Annotated in this window: 15 protein-coding genes; 7 read left to right on the forward strand and 8 right to left on the reverse strand. The window is 65.5% G+C overall.

Annotated elements, in window-relative coordinates; genetic code table 11:
- Nucleotides 1-2 precede the first annotated feature (2 nt).
- Together R3E77_14500 and R3E77_14505 are read left to right on the forward strand one after the other, a co-directional pair.
- Nucleotides 3-1,235, forward strand: coding sequence for a multifunctional CCA addition/repair protein (locus R3E77_14500; GenBank protein ID MEZ5500619.1), 1,233 nt, complete (start codon nucleotides 3-5; stop codon nucleotides 1,233-1,235).
- Nucleotides 1,236-1,327: 92 nt separating this feature from the next.
- Nucleotides 1,328-1,573 (forward strand): hypothetical protein, encoded by a 246-nt coding sequence (locus R3E77_14505; protein MEZ5500620.1) that lies wholly within the window; start codon nucleotides 1,328-1,330, stop codon nucleotides 1,571-1,573.
- Between the two features lie 18 nt (nucleotides 1,574-1,591).
- Here the strand turns inward: R3E77_14505 and R3E77_14510 are convergent, their stop codons facing one another.
- On the reverse strand, nucleotides 1,592-2,395 hold the full coding sequence (locus R3E77_14510) for an undecaprenyl-diphosphate phosphatase (protein ID MEZ5500621.1): 804 nt from the start codon (nucleotides 2,393-2,395) through the stop codon (nucleotides 1,592-1,594).
- Between the two features lie 22 nt (nucleotides 2,396-2,417).
- Nucleotides 2,418-3,599, reverse strand: coding sequence for an SAM-dependent methyltransferase (locus R3E77_14515; GenBank protein ID MEZ5500622.1), 1,182 nt, complete (start codon nucleotides 3,597-3,599; stop codon nucleotides 2,418-2,420).
- A 21-nt stretch (nucleotides 3,600-3,620) separates the two neighbouring features.
- Here R3E77_14515 and R3E77_14520 point away from each other — a divergent pair, with 21 nt between their 5' ends.
- A complete protein-coding gene (locus tag R3E77_14520) occupies nucleotides 3,621-4,379 on the forward strand; it encodes a pteridine reductase (GenBank protein ID MEZ5500623.1) in 759 nt (252 codons plus the stop codon).
- A gap of 5 nt (nucleotides 4,380-4,384) precedes the next feature.
- Here R3E77_14520 and folK read toward each other — a convergent pair whose 3' ends face one another.
- The 3 genes from folK to tsaD are packed head-to-tail and all read right to left on the reverse strand — an operon-like array spanning nucleotide 4,385 to nucleotide 6,296.
- Nucleotides 4,385-4,882, reverse strand: coding sequence for a 2-amino-4-hydroxy-6-hydroxymethyldihydropteridine diphosphokinase (gene folK, locus R3E77_14525; protein ID MEZ5500624.1), 498 nt, complete (start codon nucleotides 4,880-4,882; stop codon nucleotides 4,385-4,387).
- Nucleotides 4,883-4,884: 2 nt separating this feature from the next.
- A complete protein-coding gene (gene folB, locus R3E77_14530) occupies nucleotides 4,885-5,256 on the reverse strand; it encodes a dihydroneopterin aldolase (GenBank protein ID MEZ5500625.1) in 372 nt (123 codons plus the stop codon).
- Nucleotides 5,253-6,296 (reverse strand): tRNA (adenosine(37)-N6)-threonylcarbamoyltransferase complex transferase subunit TsaD, encoded by a 1,044-nt coding sequence (tsaD, locus tag R3E77_14535; protein ID MEZ5500626.1) that lies wholly within the window; start codon nucleotides 6,294-6,296, stop codon nucleotides 5,253-5,255. Before tsaD ends, folB begins: the two co-directional genes overlap by 4 nt.
- A gap of 98 nt (nucleotides 6,297-6,394) precedes the next feature.
- Here tsaD and rpsU point away from each other — a divergent pair, with 98 nt between their 5' ends.
- From rpsU to rpoD, 4 genes are all read left to right on the forward strand, one after another.
- Nucleotides 6,395-6,601, forward strand: a complete 207-nt coding sequence (gene rpsU / locus R3E77_14540; GenBank protein MEZ5500627.1) for a 30S ribosomal protein S21 — start codon at nucleotides 6,395-6,397, stop codon at nucleotides 6,599-6,601.
- A complete protein-coding gene (locus tag R3E77_14545) occupies nucleotides 6,598-7,044 on the forward strand; it encodes a GatB/YqeY domain-containing protein (protein ID MEZ5500628.1) in 447 nt (148 codons plus the stop codon). Before rpsU ends, R3E77_14545 begins: the two co-directional genes overlap by 4 nt.
- A 310-nt stretch (nucleotides 7,045-7,354) precedes the next feature.
- The gene (dnaG, locus tag R3E77_14550; GenBank protein ID MEZ5500629.1) at nucleotides 7,355-9,142 is read left to right on the forward strand and encodes a DNA primase; all 1,788 of its coding nucleotides are present in this window, start codon (nucleotides 7,355-7,357) and stop codon (nucleotides 9,140-9,142) included.
- Nucleotides 9,143-9,354: 212 nt separating this feature from the next.
- Nucleotides 9,355-11,667 (forward strand): RNA polymerase sigma factor RpoD, encoded by a 2,313-nt coding sequence (gene rpoD, locus R3E77_14555; GenBank protein MEZ5500630.1) that lies wholly within the window; start codon nucleotides 9,355-9,357, stop codon nucleotides 11,665-11,667.
- Between the two features lie 39 nt (nucleotides 11,668-11,706).
- Here rpoD and R3E77_14560 read toward each other — a convergent pair whose 3' ends face one another.
- Genes R3E77_14560 through R3E77_14570 form a run of 3 tightly spaced genes read right to left on the reverse strand, consistent with a single transcriptional unit; the run spans nucleotide 11,707 to nucleotide 15,417 of the window.
- Nucleotides 11,707-12,153, reverse strand: a complete 447-nt coding sequence (locus R3E77_14560) for a hypothetical protein (protein ID MEZ5500631.1) — start codon at nucleotides 12,151-12,153, stop codon at nucleotides 11,707-11,709.
- 5 nt (nucleotides 12,154-12,158) lie between these two features.
- The gene (locus tag R3E77_14565; protein ID MEZ5500632.1) at nucleotides 12,159-13,946 is read right to left on the reverse strand and encodes an Ig-like domain-containing protein; all 1,788 of its coding nucleotides are present in this window, start codon (nucleotides 13,944-13,946) and stop codon (nucleotides 12,159-12,161) included.
- Nucleotides 13,947-13,974: 28 nt separating this feature from the next.
- The gene (locus R3E77_14570) at nucleotides 13,975-15,417 is read right to left on the reverse strand and encodes a multicopper oxidase domain-containing protein (protein MEZ5500633.1); all 1,443 of its coding nucleotides are present in this window, start codon (nucleotides 15,415-15,417) and stop codon (nucleotides 13,975-13,977) included.
- Nucleotides 15,418-15,422 lie beyond the last annotated feature (5 nt).

Genomic DNA, 15,422 nt, shown 5'->3' on the forward strand with positions numbered 1-15,422 from the left:
GCGTGAAAGTCTACCTTGTCGGCGGCGCAGTTCGCGATCAGCTGCTCGGTCGTGCGGTGAAAGAGCGCGACTGGGTCGTGGTCGGCGCGACACCGCAGCAGATGCTGGCACAGGGCTATCGCGCAGTCGGCAAGGATTTCCCGGTCTTCCTCCACCCCGACAGCCACGAGGAATACGCGCTCGCGCGAACCGAGCGCAAGGTCGGGCCGGGCTACCACGGCTTCGAGACGCACCACGGGAGCGATGTCACACTCGAGGAAGATCTGCGCCGCCGTGATCTGACCATCAACGCCATGGCACGCGATGACGACGGCAGCTTGCTCGATCCCTACGGTGGCGAACGCGACCTCGGCGCGCGCATCCTGCGCCATGTATCACCCGCCTTCGCCGAAGACCCGTTGCGGATCCTGCGGGTCGCGCGCTTCGCGGCGCGCTACGCCGCGCTCGGATTCACCGTGGCACCGCAAACAATGGCGCTCATGCGCGCCATGGTGGACTCGGGTGAAGCCGGCGCGCTCGTTGCCGAGCGGGTCTGGCAGGAAACCCGGCGCGCATTGGGCGAGCCGCAGCCGCAGCGCTACTTCGAGGTGCTCGCCGAGTGCGGCGCGCTGGCCGTGGTCTTTCCAGAGCTGCAGGCCCTGCGCGGCGTGCCGCAACCCGAGCGCTGGCACCCTGAGATCGACAGCTTCGTGCACGTCATGCTCTGTCTCGAAGTGGCGGCCCGCGAGCAGGCCGACGTTGCGGTCCGCTTCGCCTTGCTCGCCCATGATCTGGGCAAGGGCCTGACACCGCGCAACGAGTGGCCAAGCCATCGCGGGCATGAACTGAGCAGTGCGCGGCTTGCCGCCGCGCTCGCTGACCGTCTGCATGCGCCCCGGGAGTTCCGTGATCTCGCCGTGCTGGCCGCGACGCATCACACCCGGGTGCATCGCGCGTTCGAGCTTCGCCCCGCAACCGTGCTGCGATTGTTCGAGCAGGCCGACGCCCTGCGTCGACCGGAAAGGTTCAACGCGCTGCTCGCGTGCTGCGAATACGATGCCCGCGGACGCACGGGGCGGGAGCAACAGCCCTACCCGCAGGCGAATTGGCTTGCCGCGCTCCGGGATGCCGTTGCAGGGGTTGCACCCGGCCCGGCGCAAATCGCCGAACTGTCGGGCGAAGCGATGCGCCAGTGGCTGCACGAACGCCGACTCGCCTGTCTCGCCGAGCGCATGGCCGACAGACGGCCGCATTGACGCGACAGGCGGTTGCCGCGCCGACGAATGGGCCTTGACGCCGGACGGCTGACCTGCCACGGATCGCGCCACGGTGGTAATCTTTAGCCACTATGGGCACAAGTCATGGCCGACCGGACGACGACGTCCCGTTCACATTCGCACCGGAACCGGACGGCAAGGCGCCGACGCGTGCGCGTCGTGACAACCCGCGCGGCGCAGAAGCGCAGTGGAACAATCAGTTCACGACCACGGTCCCCGCCCTGCGTGATGCCGACCTCAAGCTCGTCAACGCCTGGCGCGACAGCGACGAACAGGGCGGCGACCCATACAACACCGCGGGCCGCAAGCTCAAATAGGCAGGCATCCGCGGCGGTTCATGCGCCGCCGAACACCACGACGATCACGACCGCCAGTACCAGCCGGTAGATGGCAAACGGCGCAAGTCCGACACTGCGTAGCACGCGCAGCAGCAGATGAATGCAAAGATAGCCGGTGAGCGCCGAGAGCAGCACGCCACCCAGGATCTTGCTCCACTCGAGGTCCATGCCGACCCGCGCCAGGTGCAAGCCTTCCCAGGCACCCGCGGCGCCGATGCCGGGCACCGCCAACAGGAATGAGAATCGCGCCGCGGCTTCGCGCGTCAGGCCGAGCGCGAGGCCGGCCGTCATGGTGACACCCGAGCGCGAAGTGCCGGGCATGAGCGCGAGCGCCTGCGCACAGCCGATCAGCATGGCATCGCCGAAACGCAGGCCGTGCACTTCGCGGTTGCGCCGCCCATAGGCGTCGGCGAGCCACATGAGCAATCCGAAGAACGCGAGCGTCGCTGCCACGAACAGGGGCTCGCGCAGCCGTGCTTCGATGAAATCCCCCGCGAGTACGCCGACCAGGCCCACCGGGATGGTCGCGAAACCGAGGTAGAGGCCGAGCATCGCGCCGTTGTTGAGGCGACGTTCGCGGGCTGCGCGCAGGAGGCCACCCAGGATGGCGCCGATATCGGCCCGAAAATAGACCAGCACGGCGAGCAGGGTGCCGACATGAATCGCAACGTCGAAGGCGAGTCCCTGGTCGGGCCAGCCGAGAAAATGCGGCACCAGCACCAGGTGACCGGAGCTTGAAATCGGCAGGAACTCGCTGAGCCCCTGGATGATTGCCAGCACCGCGACCTGTATCCACTCCATGCAATCCGCCTTTCGTTCCCGGTCAGAGACTGTAACGCAAGTCCTGCAGCGCGAAGCCACTGCAGCTTGGCACGGGGCCGCGGCCAAGTTGCATCACCTTGAATGCTTCACCCATTTCCCCGGGCAGCAGCAGCGTTTTCATCTGGCTCGCAAGCCGCAGTCGCCCCGCTTCATCGTCCTGCTGCGCGAGCAGCCGCGGCCATTCTGACTGACCGAGGGCGGCGAGGAACGCCGCCTGGGTCACGAATCCATCCACCCGCAGACCCGCCGCCGCAGCGGCCGTCGCCACCGCGGAAAAGTCCACCCAGGCGGTGATGTCCTGTAAACCAGGGTGAAGGAGCGGATCGTCATGCGCGCGATGGCGGAAGTGACAGCGCAGCGTGCCATCGCTGCGATCCGGGTGATAGTAGCTGCCCGCTGGAAAGCCATAGTCGATGAGGAGGACGCTGCCGGCCGCGATCATGCTCGCGAGGCTTGCGATCCAGGGTGGAAGTTCCAGGCAGATCTCGCTCCGGTAGCCGGCCGGCAACGCATGCGGCAATCGGCCGCGCAATTCGGCGACCGCAGCGGCCAGCGCGTCGCGGGCGGGGCGCGGCACGAGTCGCCAGCGTCCCTCGCGAACGCCGATTCCGATCTCGTCCACGCCGCCGTCGCCGCGAATTTCGAAGCGCTCGACCGGCAGTGCGTCGGCGACTTCGTTGGCGATCAACGCGCCGCTGAACGGCGCGGCGGGCAGTCGGGTCAGCCACTCGATGCGCGCGGCCAGTTCAACCGGCAGGCGCGCGAGTCGCTCGCGCTGGCGCGAGGCGAGATCCGCGCTCGGTTCGAGGATCAGATAGCGGTTCGGCAGATGCCCGCGCTCGCGCAGCGAGCACAACAGCCCGTCGGCGAGCGCACCAGTGCCGGCACCGAGTTCGAGGATCGTGCCGCCGCGGACTTCGGGCAATTGCGCGCAATGCCGGGCGAGGGCGAGCGCGAACAGGGGCGAGATCTCCGGCGCCGTGACGAAATCTCCGGCGGCGCCGAACTTGGTTGCACCGGCACTGTAGTAGCCGAGGCCTGGTGCGTAGAGGACGAGGCGCATGTAGTCGGCAAAACCAAGCCAACCGCCGGCGCGCGCGAGCTCGTCATCCACCCGCTCGCGCACGGCCGCGAGCTGCGCGCGTTCGGCATCGGCGAATACGGTCGTCTTGGTCCCGCTCACGCGTGGCATCATAATCGCTGCATGGCGAAAAACTCAGCACCGCTCGCGGGCCGCACCGCGCTGATCACGGGCGCAGCGCATCGCCTCGGCGCAGCGATGGCCCGCAAGCTCCATGGCGCGGGCGCGCGCGTGGTGATCCACTATCGCAGCGGCGCAGAGCAGGCGCAGCAGCTGGCGGAAGCGCTGCAGCGCGATCGCGCCGGTTCGGTCGCGCTGGTGCAGGCGGACCTGCTCGATCTGGAACTGCTGCCGCAGATCATTGCGACAGCCGCAGCGCCCGACGACAAGCTCGACATTCTCGTCAACAACGCCTCGACCTTCTATCCGACGCCTTTCGGCAGCATCGATGAGCAACAGTTCGCGGACCTGGTGGGCACCAACCTGCGCGCGCCCCTGTTCCTGTCGCAGGCGGCGGCACCGCTGCTGCGCGCGAGCAAGGGATTGATACTCAATATCGTCGACATTCACGGCATGCGCCCATTGCGCAACTATCCGGTCTACAGCATCGCCAAAGCCGGGCTGATCGCACTGACGCGTTCACTGGCCCGCGAACTCGGTCCCGAGATCCGTGTCAACGCCATAGCTCCTGGGCCGGTGTTGTGGCCCGAGGACGACGGGCCCGATGAAAGCGAACGCGAAAGCATCATCCAGCGCACCGCGTTGAAGCGCGCGGGCGATCCCGACGATATTGCCAAAGCTTGCCTTTACTTCGCGACGTCCGCCGACTATGTCACCGGCCAGGTGCTCGCGGTCGATGGCGGCCGCAGCGTCGGCTGGTAACGCGCTCAGTCGCGCGCCAGATCGAGATCGATGGGCGTGAGCGGATGGCTTGCCGCGTCGAACTCGCGCCACAGCTCGCCAACGCTGCGCCTTGTCGTCGGATGCACGACGTCGGGCGCGATTTCCGCCATTGGCCCCAGCATGTAGCTGCGGCGCAGCAGATCGGGACGCGGCAGTCGCGGCGAGCCGCGCAGGTTGATCTCATCGCCATAGAGCAGAATGTCGAGGTCCATGCTGCGCGGCTCCCACTTCGGCGCGAGGCGCGCGCGGCCGCAGGCGGCTTCTATCTTCTGCAAGGCCGCGACGACGTCCGCAAGTGGTTCCGAGGTCGTGAATCCGGCGACGAAGTTGATGAAATCCGCGCCGTCGAACCCGGCTGGCGCATTCTGGTAGGCATGCGAGAAACGGATGTCGGCGAATCGCTGGCGCAACAACGCTGCCGCGCGCTTGACGTTGCGCGGCGCATCGACGTTGCTGCCGCCGGCGACATAGACGGCAACCAAGTTCAGCCCGCCCGGCGCAGGATCGACACGCCGACATCGCGCGAACCGCGGATGGCGCCCGGCTTGTTGATCGACAGGCGCACCCAGGCGAGGGCGAATTCCTCGAGGAGCAGCGCCGCCAGCCGCTCGGCCAGCGTTTCCACGAGATGAAACTGCGACTCTTCGACGAAGGCGATGATGCGTTTCGCCACGCGCTTGTAGTCGAGCGTGTCATCGACGCTATCGCGCGCAGCCGCACGGCGACAGTCGGCCGGCATCTCGAGGTCGATCACGACGCGCTGGCGCACGCGCCGTTCCCAATCGATGAAACCGATGATGCATTCGGTGGTAAGGCCGCGCAGGAATATCACATCGGCACCGTCGTCGAAATTCATCGGGTATTGAGCTCCTCGAGCGGCCAGCGCGGCCGCGCCACGATCGCCAGATCGGAACACAGCCCCTCGCCGCTGGTCAATCGCAGGAGCCCGGTGAGCGCGATCATCGCGGCATTGTCGGTGCAAAATTCCAGCGATGGGAAATAACAGCTCGCGCCCATCGCCGCGAGCTCCGTCGCGAGCACGCTGCGCAGCTCGGCATTGGCGCTGACGCCGCCAGAGACGACCAGACAGGACAGTCCGGTCAGCTCGAGTGCGCGCTTCGACTTGCCGACCAGCACCTCGACGATGGCATCCTGAACAGCGCGCGCGATATCGGCGCGACGCTCATCGCCGAGCTCGGGCTCATTGAGAATCGCCTGGCGAACGGCAGTCTTGAGGCCGGCGAAACTGAATTCGAGATTATCCTGATGCAGCATCGGGCGCGGCAGGACGCAGGCGCCGGCGCGACCCCGCTCGGCAAGCGCCGCAAGCTGTGGCCCGCCCGGGTAGGACAGCCCTAAGAGCTTGGCGCATTTGTCGAAAGCCTCGCCCGCCGCATCGTCGCGGCTCGCGCCGAGCAGCTGGTAATGGCCGCGGGCCGCGACCTCGATGAGCAGGGTATGACCGCCCGAGACGAGCAGCGCCACATGCGGATAAGGCGGTGGCTCGCGCGTGAGCTCGCTCGCGAGCAAATGCCCTTCCAGATGATGAATGCGCAGCGCCGGAATCCCCAGGGCGAAGGCGAGCGCCTCGCCAAGCGCCGCACCCGTGAGCAGCGCGCCGACCAGCCCCGGTCCGGCCGTGTAGGCCACGGCATCGAGCTCGCCCCGCGCGAGCCCAAGGTCGGCGAGCAATTGTTCGATCATCGGCAGCAGGCGGCGGATGTGGTCCCGCGACGCGAGCTCAGGCACCACGCCGCCGTGGGCGCGATGCAGCTCGATCTGGCTGAAGACACGATGGCCCAGCAGGCCGCGCTCGCTGTCCATCACCGCCACCGCCGACTCGTCACAGGAACTTTCGATGCCGAGGACCAGGCGCGGTTTCTCACCGCTAGTCATCGCTTTTTGCCTTTTGTCTGGCGGGTCATTAGAATGCCCGCCTTTGTTCCGTCGGGCAGTCCGGATAAATTCATTAAAATCAAGAGGTTGGTGTTTCGATGCCGAGCGTGAGAGTTCGAGAAAACGAGTACTTCGATGTCGCCTTGCGGCGCTTCAAGCGTGCCTGCGAAAAGGCCGGCGTCCTGACCGAGCTCCGTCGCCGCGAATTCTACGAGAAGCCGACCCAGGAACGTAAGCGCAAGAAGGCCGCCGCCATCAAGCGGCACATCAAACGCGCCACCATCGGGACCGCGCGCCCACGATGACACTCAAGGAGCGCATCACCGAAGACATGAAAGCGGCGATGCGGTCGGGCGAGAAAGAGCGGCTCGGCACCATTCGCATGCTGCAGGCCGCCATCAAGCAGCGCGAAGTCGATGAGCGCATTACGCTCGATGATACCGCGGTCCTTGTGGTCATCGAGAAAATGATCAAACAGCGGCGCGAAGCCATCAGCCAGTTCGAAGCCGGCAACCGCGCCGATCTCGCCGCCAAGGAAACCGCCGAAGTCGAACTGCTCGCCGCCTACCTCCCCGCGCAACTGAGTGAAGCCGAGATCGAGCAACTGGTGAATGCCTGCGTCGCCGAAACCGGCGCCAGCACCGTCAAGGACATGGGCAAGGTGATGGCTGCGGTGAAGGCCCGCGCCCAGGGCCGGGCGGACATGTCGGTCATCAGCGCGAAGGTCAAGGCCCGGCTCGCCGGCTGATTGTCCCGGCCGCGCGGGTCGCGGCGGTTTGGCGATATGCTTGTCGGCATGTCACGCGTCAAATACATCCCGATCATGCCTGCCGCGCGGCGCTCACGCACGCGTGCCACGGCTGCTGCGTGGCATCCCCCATTTTCCAGGAACGCCGTAAACCCCTCCCTGGGGGCTACGGGGCGCACATCCCTGCGCGCCACGGTCCTGGAAAATGGGGGATGCCACGCAGCAATTGACGCGCGAAACGGAGCGCCACGAGGCCGGCCTGTGCTTGACGATCTCGCAATCGAGATCCGCGAACCAGCCGATTAGCCACATGGCAGGCCGGATCCCCCAGCATTTCATCGACGAGCTGATCGCGCGTTGCGACATCGTCGAACTGATCGGCAGCCGCGTCGAACTGAAAAAAGCCGGTCGCGAATACAAGGCCTGCTGCCCGTTCCACAACGAAAAAACGCCATCTTTCTGGGTGAGTCCCGCCAAGCAGTTCTACCACTGCTTCGGCTGCGGCGCGCATGGCACCGCGCTCAGCTTCTTGATGGAGTTCGACCGCTTGAGTTTCCCGGACGCCATCGCCGAGCTCGCGCAGCGCCTCGGCCTCGAGGTGCCACGCGATGCGCCCGCCGATGCTGCCGAGCGCCAGCGTGACGAACTGCAGCGCCTCAACGATGACGTGGCGCGATACTTCCAGCAACAACTGCGCGCGGACAAACGTGCGAACGAGTACCTGCGCCGCCGTGGTCTGGCGGGTGATGACATCGAGCGCTTTGCACTGGGGTTTGCGGACCCATCGTGGAATGCCTTGCTGCAACGATTCGGGACCGATCGCAAGCGCCTGCAACACCTCGCCGAACTCGGCCTGATCATCGCGCGGGACGGCGGGAGCGAGGGCTATTACGACCGCTTTCGCGACCGGATCATGTTTCCGATACGCGATATTCGCGGCCGCGTGCTGGGATTCGGCGGCCGGGTCTTGGATGCCGGAGAACCGAAATACCTCAACTCGCCCGAGTCACCGCTATTTCACAAGGGCCACGAACTCTACGGACTCTACGAAGTTCGCCAGCAGCGCGATGCGCTGCGCCGGCTGCTGGTCGTCGAGGGCTATATGGACGTCGTGCGCCTGCACCAGGCGGGCATCGGCTATGCCGTGGCAACACTCGGCACCGCAACCACGGCACAGCATCTGCAACGCGCGTTCCGTCTGGTACGCGAAGTGGTATTCGCTTTCGATGGCGACACTGCGGGCCGCCGCGCCGCCTGGCGCGCGCTCGGCAATGCACTCGGTGAAGCACGCGAGGGGCGCGAGATCCGCTTCGTCTTTCTTCCCGAGGGTGAAGACCCGGACAGCCTCGTGGCCAAGGAAGGCAGGCAAGCGTTCGAGCAACGCCTCGATGCCGCCGAGCCGCTGTCGGAATTTCTGGTGCGCGGCCTGGCAGCGGATCTGGATCTGGCCCACGCCGACGGTCGCGCACGATTCGCCGCCGCGGCCAAGCCCTTGGTGGCTGCCGTGCCGGACGGTGTCTACAAGGCGCTGCTGATCAGCCGGATTGCCGACGAGATCGGCCTGCCAGCCACGCAGTTGCAGGACCTATGGGTGGATGCGAATGGCGCGCGCCCCGCGAGTGCGCCGGGGGCAAGTCACAAGCGCCCGCCGCGGCCCGCCAGCCGGATGCGGCCGGGGCGCGGCAATCTGCTCACCCAGGCGCTCGCAATCGCCCTGCATTATCCCGCCGCAGCGGCCGCCATCGACGACGGACGGTGCGAGGCGCTTGCCCGCAGCGCGCGACCCGGCGTCGACGTGCTGTCGGAAATCCTGGCGCAGCTGCGGGCGACTCCGGGCCTCACAATGGGCGGCCTGCTCGAGCGCTGGCGCGGCCATCGCTACGAGGAACGCCTGGCGGAGCTGTCGGGCAATGCCCCTGCCCTGACGGATGAATCGGCCGCTGCCCGGGAACTCACTGCGGCGGTTGACCGTCTGATCGCGGGCGAGGTGAGGGAGCGCATCGACGCCCTGATCGCGCGGGGCGACCAGCTCAGCGCCGAAGAAAAGCAGGAACTTCAAGCGCTTATGTCAAAGGTCGGCGACGGCGAAAAGCGCTGACTTCAGCACCTTGTTGGCACGCTGTTTGCCGCGCCACGGCGTACCCCCTTTGCGCTCGGCAAGTTGCCACTGGCCGGCCTGCAAACTTGGCGATGACTGCCCTGTCAAAGTAGAATTGTCGGCTTAACTCTTGCGAGCACAGTCCCTCCGACCCGAGCGTTTGTCGATCATCTTGCGTTGATCGCAGTGCCCCGGTTGCGGGCAAAGGAAACATGACGGCCAAGAAATCCAAGAAAAAAGCGGCAACCAAAAACCGTGCGACGCGCGCCGCAGGCGCACGCCGCAGGAGCGCGGCTGCGCCACGCAAAAGTGCCACCCGGTCTGGCGCGAAGCGCAAGGCGGCGCCGGCGCCGAAGAAAAACATCAAGCCCGCCGCGCGCGTCAAGGCGGCAAAAGTACCGGCGCGAAGCGCGCCGAAGTCCGCAGCGTCAGCCAAACCAGCTTCAGCGGCGAAAGTCAGCGCGGCCGCCAAATCCGAGGTCGCTGCAGCGAAAACCGCCCAAGCCAAGGTCCGCGCGCGCAAGACTGCGGCCCCCACAACGACTGCGAGCGAGACTCCGCCCGCATCGCCGGCCCAACCGACCGCCGCGGCACCCGCGCGCAGAGGCCGCCGCGGCCGTCGCGCATCGCCCGAAATCGAAAAACTGCTCGCGCCCGAGCGCAGCGGCGGCACCCTGCCCGAAGATCGGCAGTCGCAGCTCAAGCTCCTGATCGCGCTCGGCAAGGAACAGAGCTACCTGACCTACTCCCAGGTCAACGATCACCTCCCCTCCGAGATCGTCGACCCCGAGCAGATCGAAGAGATCGTCAACACCATCAACGACATGGGCATTCCGGTGTACGAAAAGGCACCGGACAGCGAGTCCCTGCTTGCCGCCGAGCCCTCCGGTCCGACCGACGAAGAAGCGATCGAAGAAGCCGCGGCCGCGCTCGCGGCCCTCGATGCGGAACTTGGCCGTACGACCGATCCGGTGCGCATGTACATGCGCGAGATGGGTACGGTCGAGCTGCTCACACGCGAAGGCGAAATCCGCATCGCGAAGCGCATCGAAGAAGGCCTCGACGCTGTTCGCCTGCAGCTGTCGATGTACCCCGCGACATTTTCCTTCCTGCAGGAAGCCTATCAGCAGGTGCAAGCCGGTCAGGGCCGGCTGGTCGACATCATCGTCGGGTTCATCGACCCGAACGCGCCCGACGTCATTGCCCAGCCGCAGAATCCGACCAAGGTCGAGGCGCGCGATGAAAACAAGTCGGAAGACGACGACAGCGAAGACGAAGACGGCGACGACAGCGAGGAGACCGTCGACACCGGTCCCGATCCGGAAGAAGCCGCAGCACGCTTCGCCAAGATCGGCAAGCTTGCAACCCAATTGCTCGCGGCACTCGCCAAGGCCGATGCCAAGGAACCGAAGACCGTCAAGCTGCGCAAGCGTCTGTCCGATGAGTTCATGGAGCTGAAGCTCTCGCCGCGCATGTTCGATGCGCTCATCTCCAACCTTCGCGCGCACGTCTCCGAAGTGCGCCTGCTCGAGAAGGAAATCATGGTGCTCGCCGTGCGCGAAGCCGGCATGCCGCGCAAGGACTTCATCACGACCTTCCCGAAGAACGAAACCAACCCGCGCTGGATCACCAAGCACATCAAGGCCGGCAAGAAGTATTCGGCGCCGCTCGAGCAGCTCGCCCCCGAGGTCGAGCGCCGCCAGGTCAAGCTGCAGCAGCTGGAGCAGCTCCTGCACCTGTCGATCAACGAGGTGAAGGAGATCAACCGCGAGGTCTCGATCGGCGAGGCCAAGGCACGCCGCGCGAAGAAGGAAATGGTCGAGGCGAACCTGCGCCTCGTCATCTCCATCGCCAAGAAGTACACCAACCGCGGCCTGCAGTTCCTCGACCTCATCCAGGAAGGCAACATCGGCCTCATGAAGGCGGTCGACAAGTTCGAATACCGCCGCGGCTACAAGTTCTCGACCTATGCGACCTGGTGGATACGTCAGGCCATCACGCGTTCGATCGCCGACCAGGCACGCACCATTCGCATCCCGGTGCACATGATCGAAACCATCAACAAGCTGAACCGCATTTCGCGGCAGATGCTGCAGGAGATGGGACGCGAACCGACCCCGGATGAACTCGCCGTGCGCATGGAGATGCCCGAAGACAAGGTGCGCAAGGTCCTGAAGATCGCCAAGGAACCGATCTCGATGGAAACGCCCATCGGCGATGACGAGGACTCACACCTCGGCGATTTCATCGAAGATACCTCGGTGGCCTCGCCCATCGACCAGGCAACCAGCGAATCGCTGCGCGAGACGACCCACGCCGTGCTCGCCCAGCTCACGCCTCGCGAGGCCAAGGTGCTGCGCATGCGCTTCGGTATCGACATGAACACCGACCACACCCTCGAGGAAGTCGGCAAGCAGTTCGACGTCACCCGCGAGCGTATACGTCAGATCGAAGCGAAGGCGCTGCGCAAGCTTCGCCACCCTTCGCGCTCCGAGCAGCTGCGCAGTTTCCTGATCGAGGACTGATTGCGCCATCCGCCCGGGATTCGCGCGAATCCCGGCGCCTTACTCGACGGTGAGGTGCTTGAGTTCGAGCGAACCGAGCTTGGCGGTGACTTTGCTGCCGGGTCGCACCGCCGCGGTATTGGCGAACAAAATGAAGTATGTGCGTCCGGGGTGCTGGTCGGCATTCGACTGACGCAGGAGCCCGAGCTTCGCCGTCATCGGGACTTCCATCTCGCGCCCACTCGCCTCGTCGATCAACACCGGCTTCACCTTGGGCCCGAGCGCCGCATTGGCGAGTTTGGGATCGAGCACGCGGTAGCGAAGATCCACATAGTGTCCCGCTGCCGTCAGACGTATCGCGTCGATGGATACGACTTTGTTGGCGTCCTCGGCGTTACAACCCGCGAGCAGCGTCGCGACCACCAGACCAAGCGTCGCCACCAGGTTGCGGCCGCTGCCTTGCGCAGCGGCCGACGTGCTGCCTGCCGTGTATCGCGCTGGATCCAAGTTCTTCAAAGCGGCGTGTTGACGCGCTGGAAGTTGGTTTCCAGGGCGGTGTTGTGTTCAGACACTTCGCCCGGCATGTCGGGCATCCGCGCTTCGATCCGGATGCGGTTGCAGCCGGCAGGATTCGCAAGGAGGCCCGTGAACGTCCAGCTGTTGCCTGTCACCGGCACAACCGTCGGGGTTGCACCGCCATCGACGCCCTGGCCGACGCGCGTGCAGTTGGTGTTGCCGGTGTTCTGTACGAACTGGACTGTCACCGTGCCGCCCACCGGGGCATCACGCAGGACGCCCGCGAGTTCCCACTGATCCTGGGCCGTACCGGCGGGGTTGTGGAATACCGTGGAACTTGCACGCATGTCGCGCACGATGCGCACCGTGCCCGGCGCACTCACCAGCTGATCCGCCAGGATGACGCCCGGCGCATTCTCCGTCACCGTATAGGTGAACGAAGCGATGCCGACCCAGGTGGGATCCTGCGGATTGAAGGCCAGCCTACCCGCGGCAGCCGCCGTACCTGCGTTGACAGCAAGGGTTGCGGGCGGCTGCGCCACGCCGGAGAGCACGAAGGCCTGGCCCGGTGACACGCGAATGGGGTCGCCATTCGGGTCGCTGTCGTTGCCGAGCACGCCCGGCGCACCCGTATTGATGGCGCCACTGACGATGTTGCCTCCTTCGAAGTTGCAGACGCCCTCGCCGGTCGGCGACTGCACACAGAAGAGGTCGTCCGCCGCGATCGGATTGCCGACGCCCGGCGTATTGCCAACGCGCAACCGGGCAAACATGCCGCCGCCGGCCGTGCTGTTGTTCGCCAGTCGCAGTGTGCGATCGATCATGGGATAGGTCGCCGCCGTGGCCGGTGCAAACAGCACATCCAGGGTCTTGCCGGCGGCGAGCAGTGTCGAGTATTGCGAGTGGCGTGCCGGCAGCGGATGGCCGTCTTCGGCAACCGTCGTGAAGTACTCACCAATGAGCTGCGGCGCGTGGCTCTCGATGCCCGCGTTCACGAGCCGCAACAGCACGTTGCCAGCCGGCACGTCGATGGGATCGACATTGGGGCGATAGGCTTCGCCATTGATCAGAAAGAAACGCGGGTGATAGCGCTCGGTGCTGGTGGGACCGGGCGCAACGCCATAAGTATCGGTATCCACTGCGGCGTGTATCGCAGGATCGATCTCACTGAACAGCAGCACCTGATCGCCGTCGATCGCGACGCCCGGATAGGCCTCGGTCGCGCTGGCGCGCTTGACCACGGCGCCAAAAAGACCCATCTGCACCTGCACCTGCGGGTGTGTACCACTGTGGTAGAGATAAGTACCCGCCGGAACGTTCTCCCACACATAGGTGCCTTCACTGGCCGCTGCAGGCGTGCGGGGAGTTTCGGTGTCGAAGGAGCGGACACGCTCGCGACCGTCGCCATCCGTGAACTTCACCGGACTCATTGCCTTGGGCAAGGCAGGGATCACGACCGAGGTCGCGTTGGTGATGTTCGCCAGACCCGGTGGCAGGCGGTTCTGGATATGAACGGTCAGCGTCGTATCGCCAGGCGCCATGTTGATGGTCGGGCCGGGCGAGAGCACCGGACCCGAGCAGGCCGCGAAACTGGCCGTGCACTCACGATAGCCCCACATGGGGACAGCCGTCGTGCCATTGCCATTGCCGGAGCCGTCGGCGACCCGCTTGTTGAATTGCTGCACACGCAGCCACACTTCAGTCTGCGCCGAAGCGGTCGCGCTCGCGAGCAACAGTCCCGCGGCGAGTAACGCCAGATTGGATCGCTTACAGATCGTATTCATATCGTTTGTCCTCATGCGCCCGCAGCACTTAGTCGAGCGGAACTTCCGGGCCTTCGATGATCATCATGGTCATCATGCCGCCCGGGAAAATGTCATCGTTCGTGAGTTCGCGCTCGGTATGCGAGTGCCACATGTACGAAAAGCCGCCCGCCGGATTCAAGCCGCCCTGGTTGGGTGGCAACGCTTCGAGCGTGCCGAGGTAGGCGCTGCCGCTCCACAGGCCACCGAAAGTGAGCGACTGTTGCTCAGGCAGCACGACGGGTATCGCCTTGCAATGACTGTTTGGATCCTCGTTCGGCTCACGCGCGCCGCAATCCGATGGCGAGTGCCCCGGTCGATTGCCGTAGATGTCCCAGTTGAGACCGAGTCCGGTCCAGGTGAAGATCGCGTCATAGGTGCTGCCGGGTACGACCTGCACGGTGTAGTTTGAGGTTGCGAGATCCGGCAAGCGCGCCGAGGTCACGCCGCCCGGAGCGAGATCGGGATTCGCGAGCGGTGCGACGGGAGGTCGTGGCAGAAAATCAGGATAGGGTGCCTCGGGCGTCGCATCACCCGAGCCCAGCACGCGGCCGTCGCGGGCAATCAGCCAGGCATTGTTGCCGTGATGGTGGAAGGGATGCAGATCACGACCCGCGCCGACAATGCGCATCAACGTGCGCTCGCCCGGGTGCATGCGCGCCAGTGCGCCATAGGGCTGACGCGGCAGCCAGCCAATATTGTCCGGATGCATGGTGTCCGGGCCATTGCGGCCGTTGATGAACCACAGCGTCGCAGCGTAGGCAGCCGGGTCGGCGGCGGCGACCAGCAGATCGTCTGTTATTGGCGTACCCGCTGCCAGCGCAGCCTGCAGCGTCGTTTCGACCGCGGCATGCGCCCGGCGGTCCATATCAGACAGAAAAAACAGGAACTCGCGGTCGTAGGCCGTGGCCACCGTGCCGTAGTTATAGGCATGGGGGCTCGCCGCGTTGAACCCTGACGGCCGGACGATCAGCGCACCCACCATACCCATCTCGACCTCGAGCTCGGGCGTCGAGCCGCTCTGATACATATAGGTGCCGGCATTCGAGGCCGTGAAGGTATAGGTCACGGTTCCGCCGCCCGTCGCCACTTCATTGGTGATGAGCCCGGTCGTGCCACCCGAAGCGTTGACCCCGACCTGGCCGGGAAACACGATCGACACCGGCAATGGGATGTCCGTGTTTGTGAGCGTGACCTGCACGGTATCACCCTGGTTGACGATCAGCGTGGGTCCCGGGTATTGCATGTCGCTCCCCGCAACACCATATCCCCAGGTCAACAGGCTGTTGCCGTCGCCAAGCGCAATATGCCCCGCCCGTGCCTGCAGGTCGAAGCAGGCACTTGCACCGGCGCAGGGTGTGCCGCTGATGCCCGAAACCGCGGCCTGCGTCATGGGCGCAACCAGCAGCATCGCGACCAGCCAGGCACCCGAAGTCTTCATCTCAGTACTCATTTTCC

This window comes from Steroidobacteraceae bacterium (assembly GCA_041395505.1).
Lineage (GTDB): Bacteria > Pseudomonadota > Gammaproteobacteria > Steroidobacterales > Steroidobacteraceae > JAWLAG01.

What these genes read in the sequence shown, in the direction of transcription:
- R3E77_14545 (MEZ5500628.1), top strand. Translation starts at nt 6,598, where the DNA reads ATGACACTCAAGGAGCGCATCACCGAAGACATGAAAGCGGCGATGCGG.
- R3E77_14505 (MEZ5500620.1), top strand. Translation starts at nt 1,328, where the DNA reads ATGGGCACAAGTCATGGCCGACCGGACGACGACGTCCCGTTCACATTC.
- R3E77_14565 (MEZ5500632.1), bottom strand. Translation starts at nt 13,946, where the DNA reads ATGAATACGATCTGTAAGCGATCCAATCTGGCGTTACTCGCCGCGGGA.
- rpsU (MEZ5500627.1), top strand. Translation starts at nt 6,395, where the DNA reads ATGCCGAGCGTGAGAGTTCGAGAAAACGAGTACTTCGATGTCGCCTTG.
- R3E77_14570 (MEZ5500633.1), bottom strand. Translation starts at nt 15,417, where the DNA reads ATGAGTACTGAGATGAAGACTTCGGGTGCCTGGCTGGTCGCGATGCTG.
- dnaG (MEZ5500629.1), top strand. Translation starts at nt 7,355, where the DNA reads ATGGCAGGCCGGATCCCCCAGCATTTCATCGACGAGCTGATCGCGCGT.
- rpoD (MEZ5500630.1), top strand. Translation starts at nt 9,355, where the DNA reads ATGACGGCCAAGAAATCCAAGAAAAAAGCGGCAACCAAAAACCGTGCG.
- folB (MEZ5500625.1), bottom strand. Translation starts at nt 5,256, where the DNA reads ATGAATTTCGACGACGGTGCCGATGTGATATTCCTGCGCGGCCTTACC.
- tsaD (MEZ5500626.1), bottom strand. Translation starts at nt 6,296, where the DNA reads ATGACTAGCGGTGAGAAACCGCGCCTGGTCCTCGGCATCGAAAGTTCC.
- R3E77_14520 (MEZ5500623.1), top strand. Translation starts at nt 3,621, where the DNA reads ATGGCGAAAAACTCAGCACCGCTCGCGGGCCGCACCGCGCTGATCACG.
- R3E77_14510 (MEZ5500621.1), bottom strand. Translation starts at nt 2,395, where the DNA reads ATGGAGTGGATACAGGTCGCGGTGCTGGCAATCATCCAGGGGCTCAGC.